This is a genomic window from Roseivirga pacifica, from assembly GCF_900111145.1.
Lineage (GTDB): Bacteria > Bacteroidota > Bacteroidia > Cytophagales > Cyclobacteriaceae > Roseivirga > Roseivirga pacifica.
Map to the genome: position 1 here is coordinate 548,749 of NZ_FOIR01000001.1, position 17,264 is coordinate 566,012.

The window sequence follows — 17,264 nt, forward strand, 5'->3', positions numbered from 1 at the left end:
TATTTTCGCCCATGAACCTCAAACTCTTTTTTAAAGCACCTAAAACTGTTGAAGCCCTAAAGCCTTCGACTATTGGCGCCAGCATAAAATCACTTACCGATGAAAGCCTAGACATTGCCCAAACCGACATAGCCATAATTGGCCTGACGGAAGATCGTGGAACGGAAGCAAATCTTGGGGTGTCTGAAGGAGCCGACATTATTCGTGATAAATTTTATCGCTTAAAGAAGAGTGCCGTAAACTATAGAATTGCCGACTTAGGCAATCTGCAAAACGGAGAAAGCTTAGCCGATACTGTGGCTAGATTAAGAGAGGTTTGTGAGTTTCTTTTTAGCATTAAAGTTACCCCGCTAATTATTGGTGGCACGCACGACCTTTCATTAGGGCAATACTACGCGTACGAGTCGAAAAAAGACTTAATTTCTGTGCTAAACATAGATGCACGCTTAGATGTAGAGCATGAAGGAGATGCCAACGAAACGTTTCTTTCAGACCTGATAACACACCAACCAAATTATCTTTTTAGCTACAACCATTTGGCGCACCAAAGCTATTTGGTAGATGCAGAAGCCTTGGCAGCACTAGATAAACTTTACTTTGAAGCAGTGCGCTTAGGCGACATTCGTGAGGGTGTTCAAAAAGCAGAGCCAATCATTCGAATGGCCAATATGTGCACGTTCGATATTTCGGCTATTCGAAGTGCCGATGCACCGGCAAATGCCAACGCTGAGCCTTTTGGCCTTACGGGAGAAGAGGCCTGCCAAATAATGTGGTATGCCGGAATGAATGAGAAAATGAGTTCGGTTAGCATTTCGGAATACAACCCTACGCTAGACGATCAGCATGAAAAGACAGCCGCCATTATCGGCACCATGTTGTGGTATTTTGTGGAAGGCTACTACCACCGAAAAGATACAGGCCAGTTCAACTCGGACCAATACACTAAATACACGGTGAGTTTTGAAGGCACCGAAGACACCATGACCTTCTACAAAAGCAACCGTTCTGAGAAATGGTGGATGCTGGTGACTTATGGTGAAAAGCACATGGATAGGGCTTATTTACCCTGCAGTTACGAGGATTATACCGCAGCAACACATGGCGAATTTCCAGACCGTTGGATCAGAGCACAAGGGAAGCTGATCTAAAAAAACGAGCCCCAATATTCCATATGAACATTGAGGCTCTACTGGGTCATTTAAATAATATCTTAATAAATAGTTTATAGATACTACTTGTATTTGGTACTCCAAATGCGAATCTTACCCTACCCAAACGCTGATTTTTTTACCCTTTTAATCAATAAAAATGTCGATAAAAGCCAAGCTACTATTGTTTGCATCTGCCATAGTGTTGGTTGCATGCAATAGCTTTGAAAGCGAAACCTGGTACAAAGGCAACTTGCACACCCATACCTACTGGAGCGATGGCGATGCATTTCCGGAAATGGTACTGGATTGGTACAAAACCAATGGCTACGACTTTGTATCCTTAACCGACCACAACACCTTGCAGCAAGGTGAGAAGTGGAAGAAAATGCCTAAGAGCCACATTTACCAAAAAGCATTTGACGATTACTTGGCAAAATATGGGGAAGACTGGGTGAACTACGAAAAGGACTCAACCGGCACACGGGTAAAACTAAAGACGGAAGCGGAATACCTACCACTTTTTGCCGATGACAGCTTTATGATAATGCGTGGTGAAGAAATTACCGATAGTTATGACGGTAAGCCCTTGCATATGAATGCCACTAACGTGCAAGGCATGATAGCGCCTCGCCATGGCAATAGTGTAGCCGATGTGCTACAAAACAACATTAATGCTGTTTTGGAACAGCGTGAAGCCACTGGCAAACCCGTAATGCCCCATATCAATCACCCTAATTTTGGTTGGGCAATTTCTGTAGAAGACATGAAATCGCTTAAGGGAGAAAGGTTCTTCGAAGTTTTCAATGGGCACCCATCGGTAAATAATTATGGTGATAGCACTAGAATGGGCATGGAGGAAATGTGGGATCAGATAAACATTGCTTATTTGAGCAGAAACCAGCCTCTTATGTATGGCATAGCCACAGACGACAGCCATTATTACCACCAGTTTGGTCCGCAGTTTAGCAATAGTGGGCGTGGTTGGGTTATGGTTAATACCAAGACGCTAGAGCCAGATGCCATTGTGCACGCTATGGAAGCCGGCAAATTTTACGCTTCTACCGGTGTAACATTAAAAAAGCTGAAGCAGCAAAATGGAAAGATAGACCTAGAAGTGGCAACCGAGCCCGGTGTGAGTTATAAGATTGAGTTTATTGGCGTTAGGAAAGGTAGTGAGATGTCTGAGGTATTTCACACCATAAAAGGGACAAAAGGCACCTGTAAAATAAGCAATGAGGTACTATTTGTGCGCGCAAAAATAACCTCATCAAAGCTAAAAGAAAACCCGTTTGAGGAAGGAGATTTTGAAACGGCCTGGACACAGCCGGTAACGCATTAGTTGTTTTTGGAAAAATCCAACTCAACCACTTGGCCAGCCTCACCGGTAACATGTATTTCCAATTCTTTATAACGGGTGGAAAATTCTCCCCTCACTTCATACACTATTTGCGTTTTGTAGACTCCTGCTTCTACATCAAAACCACGTTCCCAGTTATGCTCTGGATTATGTCGGTTATACATGGGTTTAGCTCCTTTAGGTGTAAATTCAGAACTAAATTTGACCTTGCTATACTGGTGGTTTGCAACACGAACTAGGAGGTTCCCTTTACGCACTTGTTTGGCCATTTCTTTGTCAGAAATCTGCATGGCCTTTTGTGCTTCATAAACCAAACCATAGCCCCTCAGGAGATAATTACGCATCACAACTTTGTTCTTATCATCAAGCAGAAAATACTTAGGGTAGCCTGTGACGTTATAGTCAGATAGGACTTCATCAGTTTCTGAAGCAATTAGCTGTGGCCATGTTATTTTCCTTCCTCCTATAAATTTCTCTACACGCTCCTTTGTATCATCGGCTATACTTACAACCTCGAAGTTGTAGTCTTTAAAAAACTCATTGACATCGAGCAGGTATGGAATTTCTTCCAGGCAAGGTGCACACCATGTGGCCCAAAAGTCTAATATTCTGAATTTGCCTTCTTCCGATTTAAAGGGTTCCCCATAAATAGTTTCCCCTTCAATCATTGGTGCTGTTGCACCAATTTGTGTTCCATACCATGGTGCATTTTCATCCTCTTGCAGTAGCTTAAGTTCTAAACCATTCTCACTTACACCAACAATTCTATAGCTTCCATACGCTGTGGTTATCCGCTCTCCCAACTCAAGCTGCAAAACGGGGTTCATGGCCATAGTAGCAGTATCTTCTTCACTAAATGGGTCGGATAATGCCATAACCCGAAGCGTATTTTTATCAAACCGGATGCCAGCCCCTCTGTTACTGAGGTATATGTGCTTGGTTTCACCATCAAGGTTAAGACTGGTGTAGGAATGAGACCTAACGCCAATTGTAACCAAACCTTTGAAAGGGTTTAATGCCAGATATGCTGAGTCCTGCACAACCTTTCCATCAATTACTCTTTCCACTGCAGCCGCAGTAATTGGGCTGTTATAGGTTAAGCTCTCTAACCCCGGTTTAGGGCGCTTTAAATACTGCGGAACTTCATCTATAAATTCCTCATCATTGTCGGTATCGACTATAAAAATGTGTTCGTCTCCTTTCTCAGCATACAATAAAGACACCTGGGTATCCACAAATTCATCTACAAACCGAGCAAGCTCTTCTTCTGTTAAATCGTTGTACCAAGCAGATTGAAACCGCGTAGAGTCAATAAGCCCCGTTTTCAATCTAGACCAGGCAGATTGAAGCACATCAGAATTCCACACACCAATGCTAAATATGTGGTCATCTAAACCCTCAGGTAAATTTTTGTAAAGCTCTGTTAGACCATAACTTCTATCGGTGGAATCCGTGGTGGCAGGATTGATAAGCGTGGAAGCATGAGGGAACGGACCATTGCCAACTCTTCGCTCCAACTTCACCGTGATGGTGTCGCTTAACACAAGCTCTTGCGCACAAAGCTCAGTGTTAATCTTCAGCGACAAGAGTATGAAGATTAGGATAATGATATTGTGTGAGCTTACCATAAGCTCAAGATAAACTAAATAAATAGTTTATTCAATTCAGGCTCACTAAGAATACCAAATGTGCAATATGTGATGAAACTAGCCTTTTAAGTGACCAGGCAATTTGATGTCTTTCTTTTCGGTGGGGCTGCAAGCATTGCAGCCGGAAGAGGCGCAACCAGACTCGGACTTATAATCGCGGTAAAACTTACGCGCCATAAAACCTATTGCTGCTACAAATACAATGATGAGAATGACTTCTTGCATATCAATCGGTTAACGGCTCAAAATTAAAAATAGTTCTAGAAGGATGAAAGGTCGATGAGTACAATACGGTCCAAAAAGCCAATGGCTGCAGTTTTCCCATCTTTGGTTACATCGGCAGAAAGCGCCACGGTGCCCAATCGGCCAAAGTCGTGCGCCTCTGAACCGTCCTTATTCACCAACTTTACTTGGCCGCCACTAAGCGCCAAAAGCACCTTTTCTTTTCCCGCTACCCATTTGGCAAACAGTATTTTTCCTTCATTGGTAAAATTGCTCTTTTCCTCACCATCTTTAAAGAAGCGCACGTATGGCTCATCTGATTTAAAGAAGTAAAATTCCGTTGCCATCAATTCTCCTGAAGGCAGTATTTCGAGCATTTTGCCGCCTAGATCCAGTTCGGCCCTTACCCATTCCTCAGTTTTTAGGTCTACAATTTCAAGCCAAGTTCCGGCAGAGGCTATGATAATGTGCGATTCATCCGGCCAATAGGTGCTTGCCACATAAAGGTCTGGCGCCTCAAATTCATGGGTTTGTTCCCACTTTTCATTAAAAAGAATCACATCATCATCGCACGAAACAGCAAACTGCTTTTCATCTGGTCGAATGGCCATGTGCGAGCCGAATTCGCAGCCTTTATATTCAAGTGTTCTTTGCAGTTCTCCTGCTTTAGACCAAATCTTTATGGAAGGCCCTACGCCTGACGAAGTATAAAACCAATCGCCAGATGGAGCCCAAAGCCCCTCGGTTACCGCATCGGTAAAGCCCTCCAGTTCCTTAATGCGCTCGCCTGTGGCAACATCTACAAGGTGTGCCTGATTTGTGCTTACACCGCTACCTGTTAAAAGTGTTTTGCCATCAGGCGAAAAGGCCATTAGGTGCACACCATTCATATAACCTTCGATGGTTCGGAGTTCTTGACCAAAAGTGGCCAAAGAAGTGAATAGGCACAGCCCAAAAATCAGCTTTCTCATTTGTTCCAATGGTTTTGAATAATCTGAAGGATTTCAGGCTGCGCAATGTTACCTGCAACAATTTCACGACCGAAAAGAAAGTCGTCTCCACCTCTAAAATCGGTCACTATGCCGCCCGCTTCTTTTACTAAAAGCGCGCCTGCAGCAACATCATAAGAATTCAGGTTATATTCAAAAAAGCCCTCGAATCTTCCGCAGGCGGTGTAGGCCAGATCGATGGCCGCACTTCCCATGCGCCTTAAGCCGTGGGTGCTTTGCATAAAGTCGTTCAGAATAGCCAAATATTGGTTCATCTGCTCAAAGTTGTAGTAAGGAAAGCCCGTTGCTATCAAACCCTTGTCTATGGTTTTAACTGGCGAAACACTAATGGGCATGTGGTTTAAGAATGCGCCACCGCCTTTTGTGGCATGAAAGCACTCGTCTCGGCTAACATCGTAAACCACGCCTAGTGTCAGTTCTCCTCTTTTGAGCAAAGCCACTGAAATGGCATATACCGGCAAGCCATGAGTAAAGTTTGTTGTTCCATCCAGTGGGTCGATCACCCAATTGTACGAGTCGGACCTTTTGGTAGAGGTGCCCTCTTCGGCAATAAAACCGGCACCAGGAAGAATTTTGGAAAGCCCAGCCACAATAAACTTCTCGGTTTCCTTATCTACATAAGAAACCAAGTCGTTTTTGCCTTTGTATTCAATCTTAGATTTATCGAAAGCTTGTGCCTCTTTACGAATAAAATCTCCGGCTTCTTTCACCAAAACAATCACTTCCTGAAGTAGCTGCTGCATAGTATTAGGTTTGATGCAAATATAGTTTTAATCGCTGCCAAGCCATAGCAATGCGTGTTGCTGAAAGGTAAAATGTTTCGGTGAGAGGGGAAATGTCAATTGACCCAGGCAATTACAAGCCTCGGGCGAGTTTAATGCCTTTCAATTACTGGAGGCTTAGAAGTCATCACACTCAATCACGCCACGTTCACCGGCTCCATTACCGATTTAATTGCCAAACGTAGCCCTTCTTTAATGGCCTGCATTTCGGTGCGGTGATGGTATTTCTGATTCACCTCAATTTCTAAACCCATGTAGTTTTCACCCTTAAACTCCTTGCGCAAGTGCGTAGTAAAACCATCAGCAGTTCCTTTGTAAGGGTAATTGTGCTTAATGATCACTTGCGGTAAGTAAGCTTTCAACTGAGCTTCCAGCGCCTGGGCTAAGTCTACCTCGTTCTTTCTCTTTTCGTCATACAAAAGCCCAATATCGGCAGTTCTCACTTCGCCATTTAGCATAGGGGTAAATGAGTGAATGGAAAAGTGCGCTACCGAATCAGTTTTACGGGCATGCCCCTTAATCCATTCATAAACTGGCTGTCTGTAGGCCGTATAATAGCGCTTGATCAAGAACTTTTTCACCACCGAATCCAGCCCACGGCTATAGTCCGAATAAAGCTCCGGATTGAATTTAGAACGGTTCACATCTACCAACAGGCGACTCACCATATGCACATAAAGCGGTAGCTTTAGCGAATCGGCCAAGAACTGCGCCACCTCGCCCGCGCCAATATCATAGCCTCGGTGCGACTCTAACACGGGTTCGCTGCCCAAAAACAAGTACCTATAGTTGTTCGGTACATAATTACCGGCATGCTCGCAGGTAATTAAAAAGCTTCTTCTAGACATTCTGTTAACATTTGGTTTTGTTCTAAGCAATCGCAAAGCTCTGAGTACACCATTTTTAAGTTGGCATGCTCGTAGTTGGCTTCAAGCGTGTTTAAAATTCGGGTTGAAAGCGACCCTTCATCCAGCAGCAGTTCAATTTGCTGTTTCCATGGCGCTATTTCGTTGCCATAGACTTTCTTAATGCGTTTGTATAAGTACTTCCACACGTCCGTTGCTGTCATTTCTTCTGCCGATTTAATGCCTAGCAATTGTAGGTAGTTTGCATCATCAATCACGCTGTGTTCGCCATGCTTAATTACTTGGCGAAAAATCTTTGCTAGGCCTTCTGTACTAGCAGATTGCTGTGCTGCCAAAGGCGCAATCTGTTCTGTTACCAAAAGCTTAATGGCGTGAATAATGAAAGTGGCAATTGCCAAGTCAGCACTTGGGCACTCTTGAATATCCAGCACACGAATTTCAATGGCGCCTCTGTCAAATCGGGCAATGGCTCCGCGTGAGTTCAGCCATATCGGTTCCAAAACACCTTCTGGATCGTGCGGCCTTATTGCCTCGGCAATCTGATCGAAAATCTGCGCTTGATAAGCCGCTTCGCTAAAGACTGGTTCAGGAATTACCTGCCCGGTAAGCATGGGCACAGCCTTTTGGTTGCTGCGATAAAAGTCTAGTCGCTTGTCCCAAAAGCCGGTGTCTTTACCGTCCAAAATGGCAGAACTGGCCGCAAGTGCTGGCAAAATTGGCAACAGCAAACGTATAGCCGCATGAAGTTTTTCAAACTCGGCATCGTTGGCAAATGGCAAGTTTATGTGCATACTTTGTAGGTTACTCCAGCCATGGCCCTTGCAATTAAATATGCTATCGTATTTAGCGTAAATCTCTGCATTGTCGTGTGGCCAGCGCACTGTTTCTGTTTCGGGGTTCATCCATGGGTGCGCAGCAGTTGGCATCAGCTTGGCGTTAAAGTCGGCTAAAATGGTGTTCATTTGCTGCACTGCTTCCTCAAAATCGGTAGCCAAAGCCAATAAGTCGGCTGTTGGGTTAGCACACTTAAGCTCAATTACATGCAGGGCCAACTCGTTGGACCACGTAACATTGCCAAAGGTCACATCATTGGTTATTTCTCCGGCCAAAGAGGCTAACACCTGATCTGCAATGGGCATTACATCAAGTGTATCTTTGTCCACAATCATGTATTCCAGCTCTATTCCGAATGCTTGGAACAGTTGCAGGCGGCTATTTTCCGTTTTCATTGTTTTGTTTTAACTCGCTCCATCATGGTTTCCATTATGGTTTCGTAGAGTCTATTCTTTAATATTTTGTCTTCAATTCCAGCATCGAGGTTTGGGTTATCGTTCACCTCAATCACGTAGAATTTTTTGTTTACTTCTTTAATGTCTACTCCGTAAAGCCCGTTTCCAATCAGTTTAGTGGCCTTTAGGGCAGTAGTAATCAGTGCTTTTGGCACATCGGCAATGGCATAGGTTTCGCTTTTTCCTTCGTACACTTTGCCGGTTTTCTTCCAATCGATGATTTGCCAGTGATTGCGCGCCATAAAGTATTTACACACATAAAATGGCTGGCCGTTGAAAATTCCCACGCGCCAATCGAATGGCGTTGGCATAAATTCTTGGGCTATTAACAACTCCGAGCCTTTGAAAAACCCTTTGAGCAGCTCATTCAATTCTTCTTCATTCTGAACCTTTTTTACGCCTTTAGAAAAGGCGCCATCTGGTTCTTTCAGAATAAAAGGAAAACCAATTTTTTCTACCGCGGCCATCGGGTTCTCTTTCGATACTATGGCTCCTTTTGGGGTAAGAATTCCATGGCTCCTCATCAATTCATTAAGGTACACCTTGTTGGTGCAGCGCATAATGGACTGTGGGTCGTCAATCACTACCAAGCCTTCGGCCTGGGCTTTCTTTGCCAAGCGAAAGGTGTGGTTGTTTACGTTGGTGGTTTCGCGAATAAACAGCGCATCGTATTGCGTTATTTTGGCGTAATCGTTCTTGGTAATCAGTTCGGTGTTAAAGCCAACATCTTCTGCCGCTTTGATGAATTTTTGCAAAGCTTTGGCGTTCGATGGTGGGTTCGGATCGTCCGGGTTTACCAAAATGGCCAAGTCAAACTTCCTTCTCTGATGGTTCTTTCTCACCACCTTTTTATGGCTTAAAAACAAGCCCAAAAAGTGCTGTAGCTTTTGGCGCTCTTCAGTCACCAGATCGTAAATGTTAAGTGGCTTTAAACCATCTAACACCCATTTATCTTGCTTTACAAACACCACCTTAAGAATTGGCGACTGAAACAAATTGAACAATAGCGTACCTACTGCGGCTAGAGAAGGGTTATCTGTATAACCAAAGTATACTTTAAACTCCAATCGGCTACCGAACTTAGAGTTCAGGCATTTTTGAATCGCGTTGTCAAAGTCTTGCGCATCATCCTTGATCATGCTCGGAAAGCGGAAATCTTGAATGGTGGCAACCTCTGGCAATACTTTGTGGCCACGGGCTTCGGCCAGCAGCGATACATAGTAGCCAACGCTTTGGTACTGGTACGATTTGCACAGGTTAATTACTTTGGTGTGTTTGCCAAGCTGCCCTGCTGTATTCGACAGGTATTCATGTGCCGACACCAAGTCGGTATTTGGTATATCGAACTGCCATTTCTCAGGCTTTTCCAGTACGATTATTTTGTTCATTGTTTAGGTTTTATCACCAGTAGGTTGGCATCGTAGGTTACCATACCCAGCATGATGGAGTTGATTAATCGGTGAATATCTACTTCGTAATGATGGCCCTCACCCGTTGGGTTGTTCTTTAACGGATCGGCAATTGAGACGGTACTCTCATCGAGAGAGATACCGTCCAATACCACAAAGTGCCCTACCGGAGCGCCTCGCAAGTCATCATACTCCACTTTAAAATCCCCAATCTCGCGAGGGCTGCCGTATAGGTAGGTGGCACTTAGGCCTGTTAAGATGGGCTGGTGCGATAGCAAGTGCTGTTTAAGCAAATCGGGGGTTAAGTCTTGAAACTTAATTTTTCCGCCCAAGCGCAAAAACTTTTGATAAGCCGTAGAAGCGAACCTAATCTTTCGCTGCGGCTTATAGTGGCACTGCATGGCCAGTTTGTTTACCAAATCGGTATCTGGGTCTTCGAACCATGAAGGATCGAAAATTTGCAGATTGTAAGTGTAAATGGTAGCCTCGTAACCGCGCTTTAGCGCATGGTTAGCAAGGTTCACGGCCAATGTTCCTCCCGATTTCAACTGCTTTACTTTGGCAATCACTTCGTTTAACTGAATACCATCGTTGTAATACTCGTAAACAGCCTGCAAACAAGTGGGGCCACAAGTAAAGTCGTTGGGCTGAGCCAACATATTTATATCGAGTGTAACCTTATCGGAAACCAGCATCTTCTTTATACATTAGTGCTGATTAGACGCAGGTTTTGCAAAAAGTCACATGGCAGAAGAAAATATTTTTAGTGGACTGAAAACTAGCAGTTTGAGTGACGAGGAATTGATTCAATTCATTCAGAATGGTGGCCCTGAACGCTATTTTTCCGTTCTGGCCGATAGGCACCAAGCTTATGTACTGAGAAAATGTAAAGGCTTTGTGAAGAGCGATGATGAGGCTGAAGACTTATCGCAAGAGGTATTTATTAAGGTGTTTATGCAGCTTAAATCGTTCCGGAGCGAAGCCAAATTCAAAACTTGGCTATACACAATCATTTATCACACCTGCCTAGATTATTTGCGCAAAAGGAAGAAAAGTACGCACGATATTATCTCGGAAAAGCTAGCGGAAGAAATTGCCGAAGTAATAGATACCGATGAGGTGGATCAGGAGTTATTGCTACAAGCACTAGAGCAGCTTTTGGAAAAAATCACCCCAGAAGAAAAGCTTTTACTTATGCTGAAGTATAAGGAGAAGCAGCCGTTGCAGGCCATTGTAGCTACACTCAAGCTTTCTGAAAGTGCCGTAAAAATGAGACTAAAAAGAGCTAAGGAAAAGGTGAATAAGCTCTATAATGCACAGCAAAAATTGAGTGAGGGTTAATTCTTATTTGACAAATCAGCTCACCCCTTCAACCACCACTACAAACTCGCCTTTTACACCTTTTTCGGTAAAGTAGGTAATCAGTTCGGACAGAGTACCACGAGCAGTTTCTTCGAACATTTTCGTTAACTCCCGAGACACGGAAGCTTGGCGATCGCCTAAGAATTCTTTCAACTGTTCTAGGCACTTTATCAGCCGGTGAGGCGATTCGTACAAAATGATGGTACGCTCTTCTTCAGCAAGTTTTTTCAGTCGCGTTTGGCGGCCTTTTTTGTGGGGTAGAAAACCTTCGAACACAAACTTATCGGCTGGTAGACCAGAGTTGACCAATGCCGGAACAAAAGCGGTTGCTCCCGGTAAACAGTTCACCTCAAGTCCGGCCGCTATGGCTTCTCTTACCAATAGAAAACCTGGGTCGGAAATGGCCGGAGTACCTGCATCGCTTACCAGTGCGAAGGTTTCGCCATTTTGCATGCGGCTAACGAGCTGCTCTACCGCCTTGTGTTCATTATGAATATGATAACTCTGCAGCGGCTTAGAAATAGCCAAATGCTTTAGCAGCTTGCCAGAAGTTCTGGTGTCTTCAGCCAGTACTACATCAACCTCCTTTAGCACCTTAATGGCGCGCAAAGTGATGTCATCTAAATTGCCAATGGGAGTTGGCACCAGGTAAAGGTTAACTTCTTGAGGCATTAGGCCAGTGAATCTATGATTTCGGCCAATTTACGATCTTTCTCTGTTACGGTGTTGCCAGCATCGTGGGTAGTTAGCTCAAAGCTTACCGTATTCCATACATTCGACCAGTTGGGGTGGTGGTTCATTTTCTCTGCTTCAATGGCCACTTTGGTCATAAAACCAAAGGCCTCTGTAAAGTCTTTGAACTCGAATGTTTTGGTTAGTTTATTGTCTTTTTCTTGCCACATACTACTTCTTTTTTGCGGTAATAATGTACTGAAATTCTAAGCTCTTGGTATCAATGTCAATCGATCGGAATCCAGCCTTTCTCAGGTCTCGCCTTACATCTTCCGGCTTACCCTTAAACTGATCTGACGGACCAACAGGAATTTCGCCCAACTTAAAGTCTACCAATACAAACAAGCCACCTGGCTTTATACCTTCTAACAAGCGTGGCAGGTACTTCTGTTGGTTTGGCAGAAAATGATAGGTATTCACTAAAAGAGCCGCATCTACTTCCTGAGGCAATAGGTTTGGCACGTCTGGTGGGGTCAACCTTGCTTCTATGTTATTTGCCCAATCGCCCACTATGCGCTTTTGGCTTTCAATGTATTCTAAAGCATTGGGATCAATATCGAGTGCTATTACCTTCTCGGCATTTTTTGCCATTTTAAAGGTAAAGTAACCCGACCCTGCCCCAATATCGGCAATGGTTTTACCTTCCAAATTACCCAATACATCCAGCACTAGGTTTGGGTTTTGCCAGTCAGTTCGTTCCTCGTCTTCCTTAAGCGGGCTTTGGCCCGGAACAGTTCTTATTTCTATTTCAGAAGGAGCAACAACCTCTTCTTTGGGCTGTTCTATTTCGGTAGACTTTTCTTCTTTAGCCGATTGGCAGCCTAAAATAAGGAGCGATAATATGAACAGCCTGAGTTTCATTAAAGCGCAATTAGCCCTTCAATTTTGTGTGCTTCTTTATAAATGTCAATAATTCTTTCGGAATTTGGCATCATAACCTGAGCTGTTACACTTACATATTTGCCTTTGCTCGATGGTTTGAACTTTAGCTCGGTGTTTGAGAACAGCGCTTCAACCTGCGGCCTTTTGTCTTCAGTAACAATAAATTTGAACATGTATAAAGCCGGAAAGTCCATTGTGACATCCAGCTTTTCCTTAAAATCATCGGTGGTAAACTTGCTCATGCTGATAGAACACAAATAAGAAAAGAAAAGTTACGCAAAAAAAATCGGCCCGAAGGCCGATTGATATCTTAGTAGAATTTGTATCGTTGGTCTTCCACATCCACTTTGTCAATTACCGAGTTTTGGAGTTTTCCTGCGGCAGTTGCGGCTTGTGAATTTATCAGCTGATTTTCGTAGCTGGTATAGTCGCCAATTTCGGCTGCTGTAGATTTCGATTTAAGAATAACTACAACCACTCCTTTTTCATCCACTATATGTGGCGCTGTTTTGTCGCCTGGGTTTTGCAAGGCAAAAGCAGCACCAATAGCTTCTGGAGAATCGCCACCAATTTGGCCAAGTGCCAAATCGCTCATCTTAAGGTTCGGGTTGTTGAAAACCTGCGCCTCAGGACCGTAAGAAGAAGAGATACCCATTGCATTAACATCGCCAGAGGCAGCTGCTAATTTAGACTTAATGAAATCAGCTTTCTTCTCGTTTCTAATAATACCTTCAATTTCAGATCTAGCAGACTCGAAAGATCTCAACCCTTCTGGCGTTCTGTTAGCATAAACAGCTACAACGTACTGATCTTCCAATTCGAACTCTTTTACATCACCCATTTCAGCCTCGCCATACAACCAAGAAACTACTTGACGCGCGTTGGTCAACTGACCGATTGAAGTAGCCGCATTTGAAATACCAGTGCCAGAGAATACTGAGTAACCTTGCTCACCAGCTTTGCTGTTGAACTCATCAGGACCGTAAGCAGAAGCAGCAAATTCTGCAGCTTGCAAGTATACTTGGTTAGTAGTTTCGAAAGAAGGTGCCATTTCAATGATAACCTGAGCCACTTTGTAGCGGTTGCTCATTTTAGTTTCGGTTACATTGATAATGTAAATGTTGTTATCGCTTTCAATCAACTTGTTTACAACACCTGTTCTTCTTGCAGCGAACAATTCGCTTTCAATATTCTGAATGCTAGACTGGCCTTTTCTAACCCAGCCCATATCGCCACCAGTGTTGGCAAAAGCACCTTTGCTGTACTGACGTGCCAATTGAGCGAAGTCTGCACCGCCTCTTGCCTGACGCAACACATCGTTGGCAGTCTTTTTAGTTTCAGACAGCTGAGCAGGAGTAAGGTTGTTTTTAGGGAATACGATTTGGCTTACTCTAGCAAACTCATTTTCTGAAGGAACAATATCAACCACTTTATGGATAGAGAAGATACCATTGTTCAAGTCAGGACCAATAATGTCGCCTGCCTTTACAGTTGATAGTTGGCTAGCTACTGCAGTAGGTAGCGCAGTAGGGTCGTAAGTTGTAAAACCTAAACCTTGCTCTGTTATGCTAATAGCATAAGTTGAATCGTTGTTGTTTTCATCTTCGAAACGCGCCTTGATTTCAGCCATTTGCTGCTGGTAATCGGCCGTATCGGCAGCAGAAGGAACAACCGGGAAAGTAACGTAGTCAATCGCTCTTGTTTCCTCTACAGTAAATTCGTCTTCATTCGCGCTAAGGTAGTTTCTAATCTCGCTCTCAGAAACAGCACCGATCTGGTCGTTGCTAACAGTTGAGAATGGAACGAAAACATAGTCTACATCTATAAAGCCCAGTTCGTTTTGGTAAGCTCTTTTGGCCTCTTCCAAAGTAGCGTAAGCTGTTTTGGTAATTAGGTTTTGGAACTTGTTCATTCTGCGTTGGCCCATAGCCTGTGCTTCGGCACTAGCAAAAATGTATTGCTCGTTCGGGTCGAACTCGATGGACTGCAAGTACTGACGAATTGCAGTTGGGTCTGCAGTACCGATTCTCTGCTGGAAGAATTGTAAAATGGTTGGAGAAATGTTTTTTCCCTGCACCATATCAACTCTTTCGTTGGTACCGATCTCAAGACCTAGTTGTTCAAGTTTTTGTGTAAATGCAATGTCAGAAACCAACTGGTTCCACGCTTGATCGCGTACAAACTGCATAGTTTGATCATTGCTTGTTGTAATTCCGTAATAACGCTTGAGGTTCTCTACTAGCTGAGCATATTCTTCTTGAGAGATTTCCTCCCCATCAATTTCACCAACATTTCTGGCACCAGCACCAAATAGGTTTTGGTTAGAAGCCAAGTCGGTTAATACAAATGCTAGAATTGAAATTCCCACTACGACTACCACGAGTCGTCCCATCTTTTCACGAAGCGTATTGATAATTGCCATCGAATCTATTTTAAATAGGCGCAAACATAACTGAATTATCCTCTAAAGTCAAAGGAAAAATGTGACAAAACAGCCTAAAAATCAGTCTTCTTGCTCGGTTTGTAAGGTGAATAAAACATTATCGATTCGAGCATCTTCCATAGAAATGATTTTGATACTAAATGGCTCGTATTCAATAATGTCATGAACGGCAGGAATGCTCTCGGTAATAGAGAGTATAAACCCACCGAGGGTGTCGTAATCGCCCTCCGGAATGCCCCAACGGTACTTGTCGTTCAGGTAGTCTATTTCGTGCCGCGCACTTAAAATGAATTTGTTCTTTTCTACTTTTTGCTCTACCCAGTCTTCGTCTTCATCGTGCTCATCCTGAATTTCGCCAAAGATTTCTTCAATCACGTCTTCAATACTTACCAGGCCGCTGGTTCCTCCAAACTCATCCACTACAAGTGCCAAGCTTTTTCGCTCCTGAATAAATTGAATCAGCAACTCATTGGCCAACATGGTTTCTGGCACAATGTTAATTGGCGTGAGCATCTCTTCAATTTCCTTGGGTTTTTTAAAGAGGTCTTGCACATGGCAGTAGCCAATCACGTCATCAATAGAGTCGCGATAAACCAGAACTTTCGAGTGGCCCGATTCAATAAATTCGTTGCGCAAATCGTCCATTGTATCGCCAGCGTCTACTGCCGATATTTCCGTTCGGGGAATCATACACTCGCGCACCTTAATGGTTTTGAATTCGAGCGCATTGTTAAAAATCTTAGTGTCTAGCTCAACCTTGGCTTCTTTTATGTCTTTCTGGGTGTTTCGCTTAATGTAATTTCCTAAGTCGGTAAGCCCGAAAACCTGACGGTCTGCAGAATAGGTTTGTCGCAATACAAAAATGATGATGAACTTTGACATCTGCTCTATGATCCACACCAAAGGAAACATAAACCAATAGATGAGAATAATTGGTAGGGCCAGAAAATTAAGCAGGCTGTTTGGGTTTATTAGAAAGATGCTTTTTGGTGTAAACTCGGCCGTAATCAATACTATCAGTGTAGACAGCACTGTTTGAATAAGCACTACAGTTGTATCGGAATTAATGGCTTCGGGCAAAAAGGAAGCAATCCATGGCTCTAGTAAGGAAGCCATAAAAATACCGTAAATCACTAGGGCAATGGTGTTGCCCACCAAAGCGGTATTTATTAATCGCGAAGGCCTTTGTGTAAAGAAAGAGAGTATTCTTCCGCTAAGTTTGCCTTGCTGGCTTTGTAGCTCAATTTGCAGCTTACTAGCACTAATAAAGGCTATTTCGGTTCCTGAAAAGAACGCTGAAAAAACTAGCGTGGCAAGAATAATCGTTACGCTGTATGTATCCATTAGGGTTTACGTCTGCGCTTAGTTGGTGTGGTATTTTCTTCTTTATCTTTTCGCCTCATTCTCCTATATCTTACTAAAAATAGCATTCCTAACGATAGCATAAAAATGAAGTAGGAAAACTCAATGCCAAAAACCATGGTTTGGTGTACGCCTATTACAAAGAATACCACGCACAGCGAGAAGAGTATGGTATCACCTAAATTCTTCATTGTCCTTTAAAATAATCTCACTATCTCTAACATTGATTAACTCATAAGTTGAAAAGTCCTGAGGGGCTTTCATGCCTTCTGCAAGCACCAGTTGCTCTTCTGTTTCAATCGTCACAAACTTATCGGTATAAATGATTTCTTTGGTAGGGTCCCAGTACATTTCTTCCGAGCTCAGTGTTTTGTTCTCGATCAGGTCACGAACCAGTACATCGCCTATTGCTTGATATACGTTTTGGTCGGCCTTTTTGTAGCCTTGCAAAGCCGTGATTTCTGTGGTAGTGTTTTCATTCTTATCAAAGAAAGTGATTCTAAAACCTTCCGGAAATTCAATGTCTCCGTTTTGCTGCTGAATCTGCTTTTTGCCTCTAAGAATCAGCTTGAGTACAGTTGAGTCACTCATATAAACCTCAACATCGGTCGACTCGAAAATAGGACCGGTGTACTCTTCCATATCGGCAAGCTTCTGTTGCTCGCCCACACAGGCGCTTAGCGTGGCCAAAAAGGCCAATGACAGAACTAATTGAAAAAACTGTTTCATAAACAAAAAGGGTCTTCTC

The 17,264-nt window shown here is 43.5% G+C and carries 19 protein-coding genes; 3 read left to right on the forward strand and 16 right to left on the reverse strand.

Annotated elements, in window-relative coordinates:
* The first annotated feature begins 11 nt into the window (after positions 1-11).
* Positions 12-1,148, forward strand: coding sequence for a formimidoylglutamase (locus BMW98_RS02485; RefSeq protein WP_090256803.1), 1,137 nt, complete (start codon positions 12-14; stop codon positions 1,146-1,148).
* Positions 1,149-1,308: 160 nt separating this feature from the next.
* Positions 1,309-2,490, forward strand: a complete 1,182-nt coding sequence (locus BMW98_RS02490) for a PHP domain-containing protein (protein WP_245733469.1) — start codon at positions 1,309-1,311, stop codon at positions 2,488-2,490.
* On the opposite strand, the gene BMW98_RS02495 is transcribed toward BMW98_RS02490, so the two are convergent.
* The 8 genes from BMW98_RS02495 to BMW98_RS02530 form a co-directional block, all read right to left on the reverse strand.
* Entirely contained in the window at positions 2,487-4,094 is a 1,608-nt protein-coding gene (locus BMW98_RS02495; RefSeq protein WP_162844657.1) for a TlpA family protein disulfide reductase, read from the reverse strand. The genes BMW98_RS02490 and BMW98_RS02495 overlap by 4 nt on opposite strands.
* Positions 4,095-4,214: 120 nt before the next feature.
* Complete coding sequence (locus BMW98_RS02500; RefSeq protein ID WP_090256805.1) at positions 4,215-4,382, reverse strand: FeoB-associated Cys-rich membrane protein; 168 nt, start codon at positions 4,380-4,382, stop codon at positions 4,215-4,217.
* Between the two features lie 35 nt (positions 4,383-4,417).
* A complete protein-coding gene (locus tag BMW98_RS02505) occupies positions 4,418-5,350 on the reverse strand; it encodes a WD40 repeat domain-containing protein (RefSeq protein WP_090256806.1) in 933 nt (310 codons plus the stop codon).
* Positions 5,347-6,132 carry an inositol monophosphatase family protein gene (locus BMW98_RS02510; RefSeq protein ID WP_090256807.1) on the reverse strand — a complete coding sequence of 262 codons (786 nt, stop codon included), beginning with the start codon at positions 6,130-6,132 and terminating at the stop codon, positions 5,347-5,349. Before BMW98_RS02510 ends, BMW98_RS02505 begins: the two co-directional genes overlap by 4 nt.
* Before the next feature lie 176 nt (positions 6,133-6,308).
* Positions 6,309-7,019 carry an N-formylglutamate amidohydrolase gene (locus BMW98_RS02515; RefSeq protein ID WP_090256808.1) on the reverse strand — a complete coding sequence of 237 codons (711 nt, stop codon included), beginning with the start codon at positions 7,017-7,019 and terminating at the stop codon, positions 6,309-6,311.
* Positions 6,998-8,266 carry a carboxylate-amine ligase gene (locus tag BMW98_RS02520; protein WP_090256809.1) on the reverse strand — a complete coding sequence of 423 codons (1,269 nt, stop codon included), beginning with the start codon at positions 8,264-8,266 and terminating at the stop codon, positions 6,998-7,000. Before BMW98_RS02520 ends, BMW98_RS02515 begins: the two co-directional genes overlap by 22 nt.
* Positions 8,263-9,714, reverse strand: coding sequence for a RimK family protein (locus BMW98_RS02525; RefSeq protein ID WP_090256810.1), 1,452 nt, complete (start codon positions 9,712-9,714; stop codon positions 8,263-8,265). Before BMW98_RS02525 ends, BMW98_RS02520 begins: the two co-directional genes overlap by 4 nt.
* Positions 9,711-10,430 carry a C39 family peptidase gene (locus BMW98_RS02530; protein WP_090256811.1) on the reverse strand — a complete coding sequence of 240 codons (720 nt, stop codon included), beginning with the start codon at positions 10,428-10,430 and terminating at the stop codon, positions 9,711-9,713. Before BMW98_RS02530 ends, BMW98_RS02525 begins: the two co-directional genes overlap by 4 nt.
* A gap of 49 nt (positions 10,431-10,479) precedes the next feature.
* On the opposite strand from BMW98_RS02530, the gene BMW98_RS02535 reads away from it, so the two are divergent.
* Positions 10,480-11,076: an RNA polymerase sigma factor gene (locus BMW98_RS02535; RefSeq protein ID WP_090256812.1), complete on the forward strand. Its 597-nt coding sequence runs from the start codon at positions 10,480-10,482 to the stop codon at positions 11,074-11,076.
* Between the two features lie 15 nt (positions 11,077-11,091).
* Here BMW98_RS02535 and rsmI read toward each other — a convergent pair whose 3' ends face one another.
* From rsmI to lptC, 8 genes are all read right to left on the reverse strand, one after another.
* Positions 11,092-11,769: a 16S rRNA (cytidine(1402)-2'-O)-methyltransferase gene (gene rsmI / locus BMW98_RS02540; protein WP_090256813.1), complete on the reverse strand. Its 678-nt coding sequence runs from the start codon at positions 11,767-11,769 to the stop codon at positions 11,092-11,094.
* On the reverse strand, positions 11,769-11,999 hold the full coding sequence (locus tag BMW98_RS02545; protein WP_090256814.1) for a 4a-hydroxytetrahydrobiopterin dehydratase: 231 nt from the start codon (positions 11,997-11,999) through the stop codon (positions 11,769-11,771). Before BMW98_RS02545 ends, rsmI begins: the two co-directional genes overlap by 1 nt.
* Before the next feature lies 1 nt (position 12,000).
* Positions 12,001-12,690 carry a class I SAM-dependent methyltransferase gene (locus BMW98_RS02550; protein ID WP_090256815.1) on the reverse strand — a complete coding sequence of 230 codons (690 nt, stop codon included), beginning with the start codon at positions 12,688-12,690 and terminating at the stop codon, positions 12,001-12,003.
* Positions 12,690-12,953 carry a DUF493 family protein gene (locus BMW98_RS02555; protein ID WP_090256816.1) on the reverse strand — a complete coding sequence of 88 codons (264 nt, stop codon included), beginning with the start codon at positions 12,951-12,953 and terminating at the stop codon, positions 12,690-12,692. The genes BMW98_RS02550 and BMW98_RS02555 overlap by 1 nt, the downstream gene beginning before the upstream one ends.
* 68 nt (positions 12,954-13,021) lie before the next feature.
* Entirely contained in the window at positions 13,022-15,133 is a 2,112-nt protein-coding gene (locus BMW98_RS02560) for a peptidylprolyl isomerase (RefSeq protein WP_090256817.1), read from the reverse strand.
* Positions 15,134-15,214: 81 nt separating this feature from the next.
* Complete coding sequence (locus BMW98_RS02565; RefSeq protein ID WP_090256818.1) at positions 15,215-16,498, reverse strand: hemolysin family protein; 1,284 nt, start codon at positions 16,496-16,498, stop codon at positions 15,215-15,217.
* The gene (locus BMW98_RS02570; RefSeq protein WP_090256819.1) at positions 16,498-16,707 is read right to left on the reverse strand and encodes a hypothetical protein; all 210 of its coding nucleotides are present in this window, start codon (positions 16,705-16,707) and stop codon (positions 16,498-16,500) included. Before BMW98_RS02570 ends, BMW98_RS02565 begins: the two co-directional genes overlap by 1 nt.
* Positions 16,691-17,245 (reverse strand): LPS export ABC transporter periplasmic protein LptC, encoded by a 555-nt coding sequence (gene lptC / locus BMW98_RS02575; protein ID WP_090256820.1) that lies wholly within the window; start codon positions 17,243-17,245, stop codon positions 16,691-16,693. Before lptC ends, BMW98_RS02570 begins: the two co-directional genes overlap by 17 nt.
* Positions 17,246-17,264: the final 19 nt, after the last annotated feature.

Coding starts and splice junctions, on each gene's coding strand:
- BMW98_RS02485 (WP_090256803.1), top strand. CDS start 12: ATGAACCTCAAACTCTTTTTTAAAGCACCTAAAACTGTTGAAGCCCTA.
- BMW98_RS02490 (WP_245733469.1), top strand. CDS start 1,309: ATGTCGATAAAAGCCAAGCTACTATTGTTTGCATCTGCCATAGTGTTG.
- BMW98_RS02500 (WP_090256805.1), bottom strand. CDS start 4,382: ATGCAAGAAGTCATTCTCATCATTGTATTTGTAGCAGCAATAGGTTTT.
- BMW98_RS02505 (WP_090256806.1), bottom strand. CDS start 5,350: ATGAGAAAGCTGATTTTTGGGCTGTGCCTATTCACTTCTTTGGCCACT.
- BMW98_RS02510 (WP_090256807.1), bottom strand. CDS start 6,132: ATGCAGCAGCTACTTCAGGAAGTGATTGTTTTGGTGAAAGAAGCCGGA.
- BMW98_RS02515 (WP_090256808.1), bottom strand. CDS start 7,019: ATGTCTAGAAGAAGCTTTTTAATTACCTGCGAGCATGCCGGTAATTAT.
- BMW98_RS02520 (WP_090256809.1), bottom strand. CDS start 8,266: ATGAAAACGGAAAATAGCCGCCTGCAACTGTTCCAAGCATTCGGAATA.
- BMW98_RS02525 (WP_090256810.1), bottom strand. CDS start 9,714: ATGAACAAAATAATCGTACTGGAAAAGCCTGAGAAATGGCAGTTCGAT.
- BMW98_RS02530 (WP_090256811.1), bottom strand. CDS start 10,430: ATGCTGGTTTCCGATAAGGTTACACTCGATATAAATATGTTGGCTCAG.
- BMW98_RS02535 (WP_090256812.1), top strand. CDS start 10,480: ATGGCAGAAGAAAATATTTTTAGTGGACTGAAAACTAGCAGTTTGAGT.
- rsmI (WP_090256813.1), bottom strand. CDS start 11,769: ATGCCTCAAGAAGTTAACCTTTACCTGGTGCCAACTCCCATTGGCAAT.
- BMW98_RS02545 (WP_090256814.1), bottom strand. CDS start 11,999: ATGTGGCAAGAAAAAGACAATAAACTAACCAAAACATTCGAGTTCAAA.
- BMW98_RS02550 (WP_090256815.1), bottom strand. CDS start 12,690: ATGAAACTCAGGCTGTTCATATTATCGCTCCTTATTTTAGGCTGCCAA.
- BMW98_RS02555 (WP_090256816.1), bottom strand. CDS start 12,953: ATGAGCAAGTTTACCACCGATGATTTTAAGGAAAAGCTGGATGTCACA.
- BMW98_RS02560 (WP_090256817.1), bottom strand. CDS start 15,133: ATGGCAATTATCAATACGCTTCGTGAAAAGATGGGACGACTCGTGGTA.
- BMW98_RS02565 (WP_090256818.1), bottom strand. CDS start 16,498: ATGGATACATACAGCGTAACGATTATTCTTGCCACGCTAGTTTTTTCA.
- BMW98_RS02570 (WP_090256819.1), bottom strand. CDS start 16,707: ATGAAGAATTTAGGTGATACCATACTCTTCTCGCTGTGCGTGGTATTC.
- lptC (WP_090256820.1), bottom strand. CDS start 17,245: ATGAAACAGTTTTTTCAATTAGTTCTGTCATTGGCCTTTTTGGCCACG.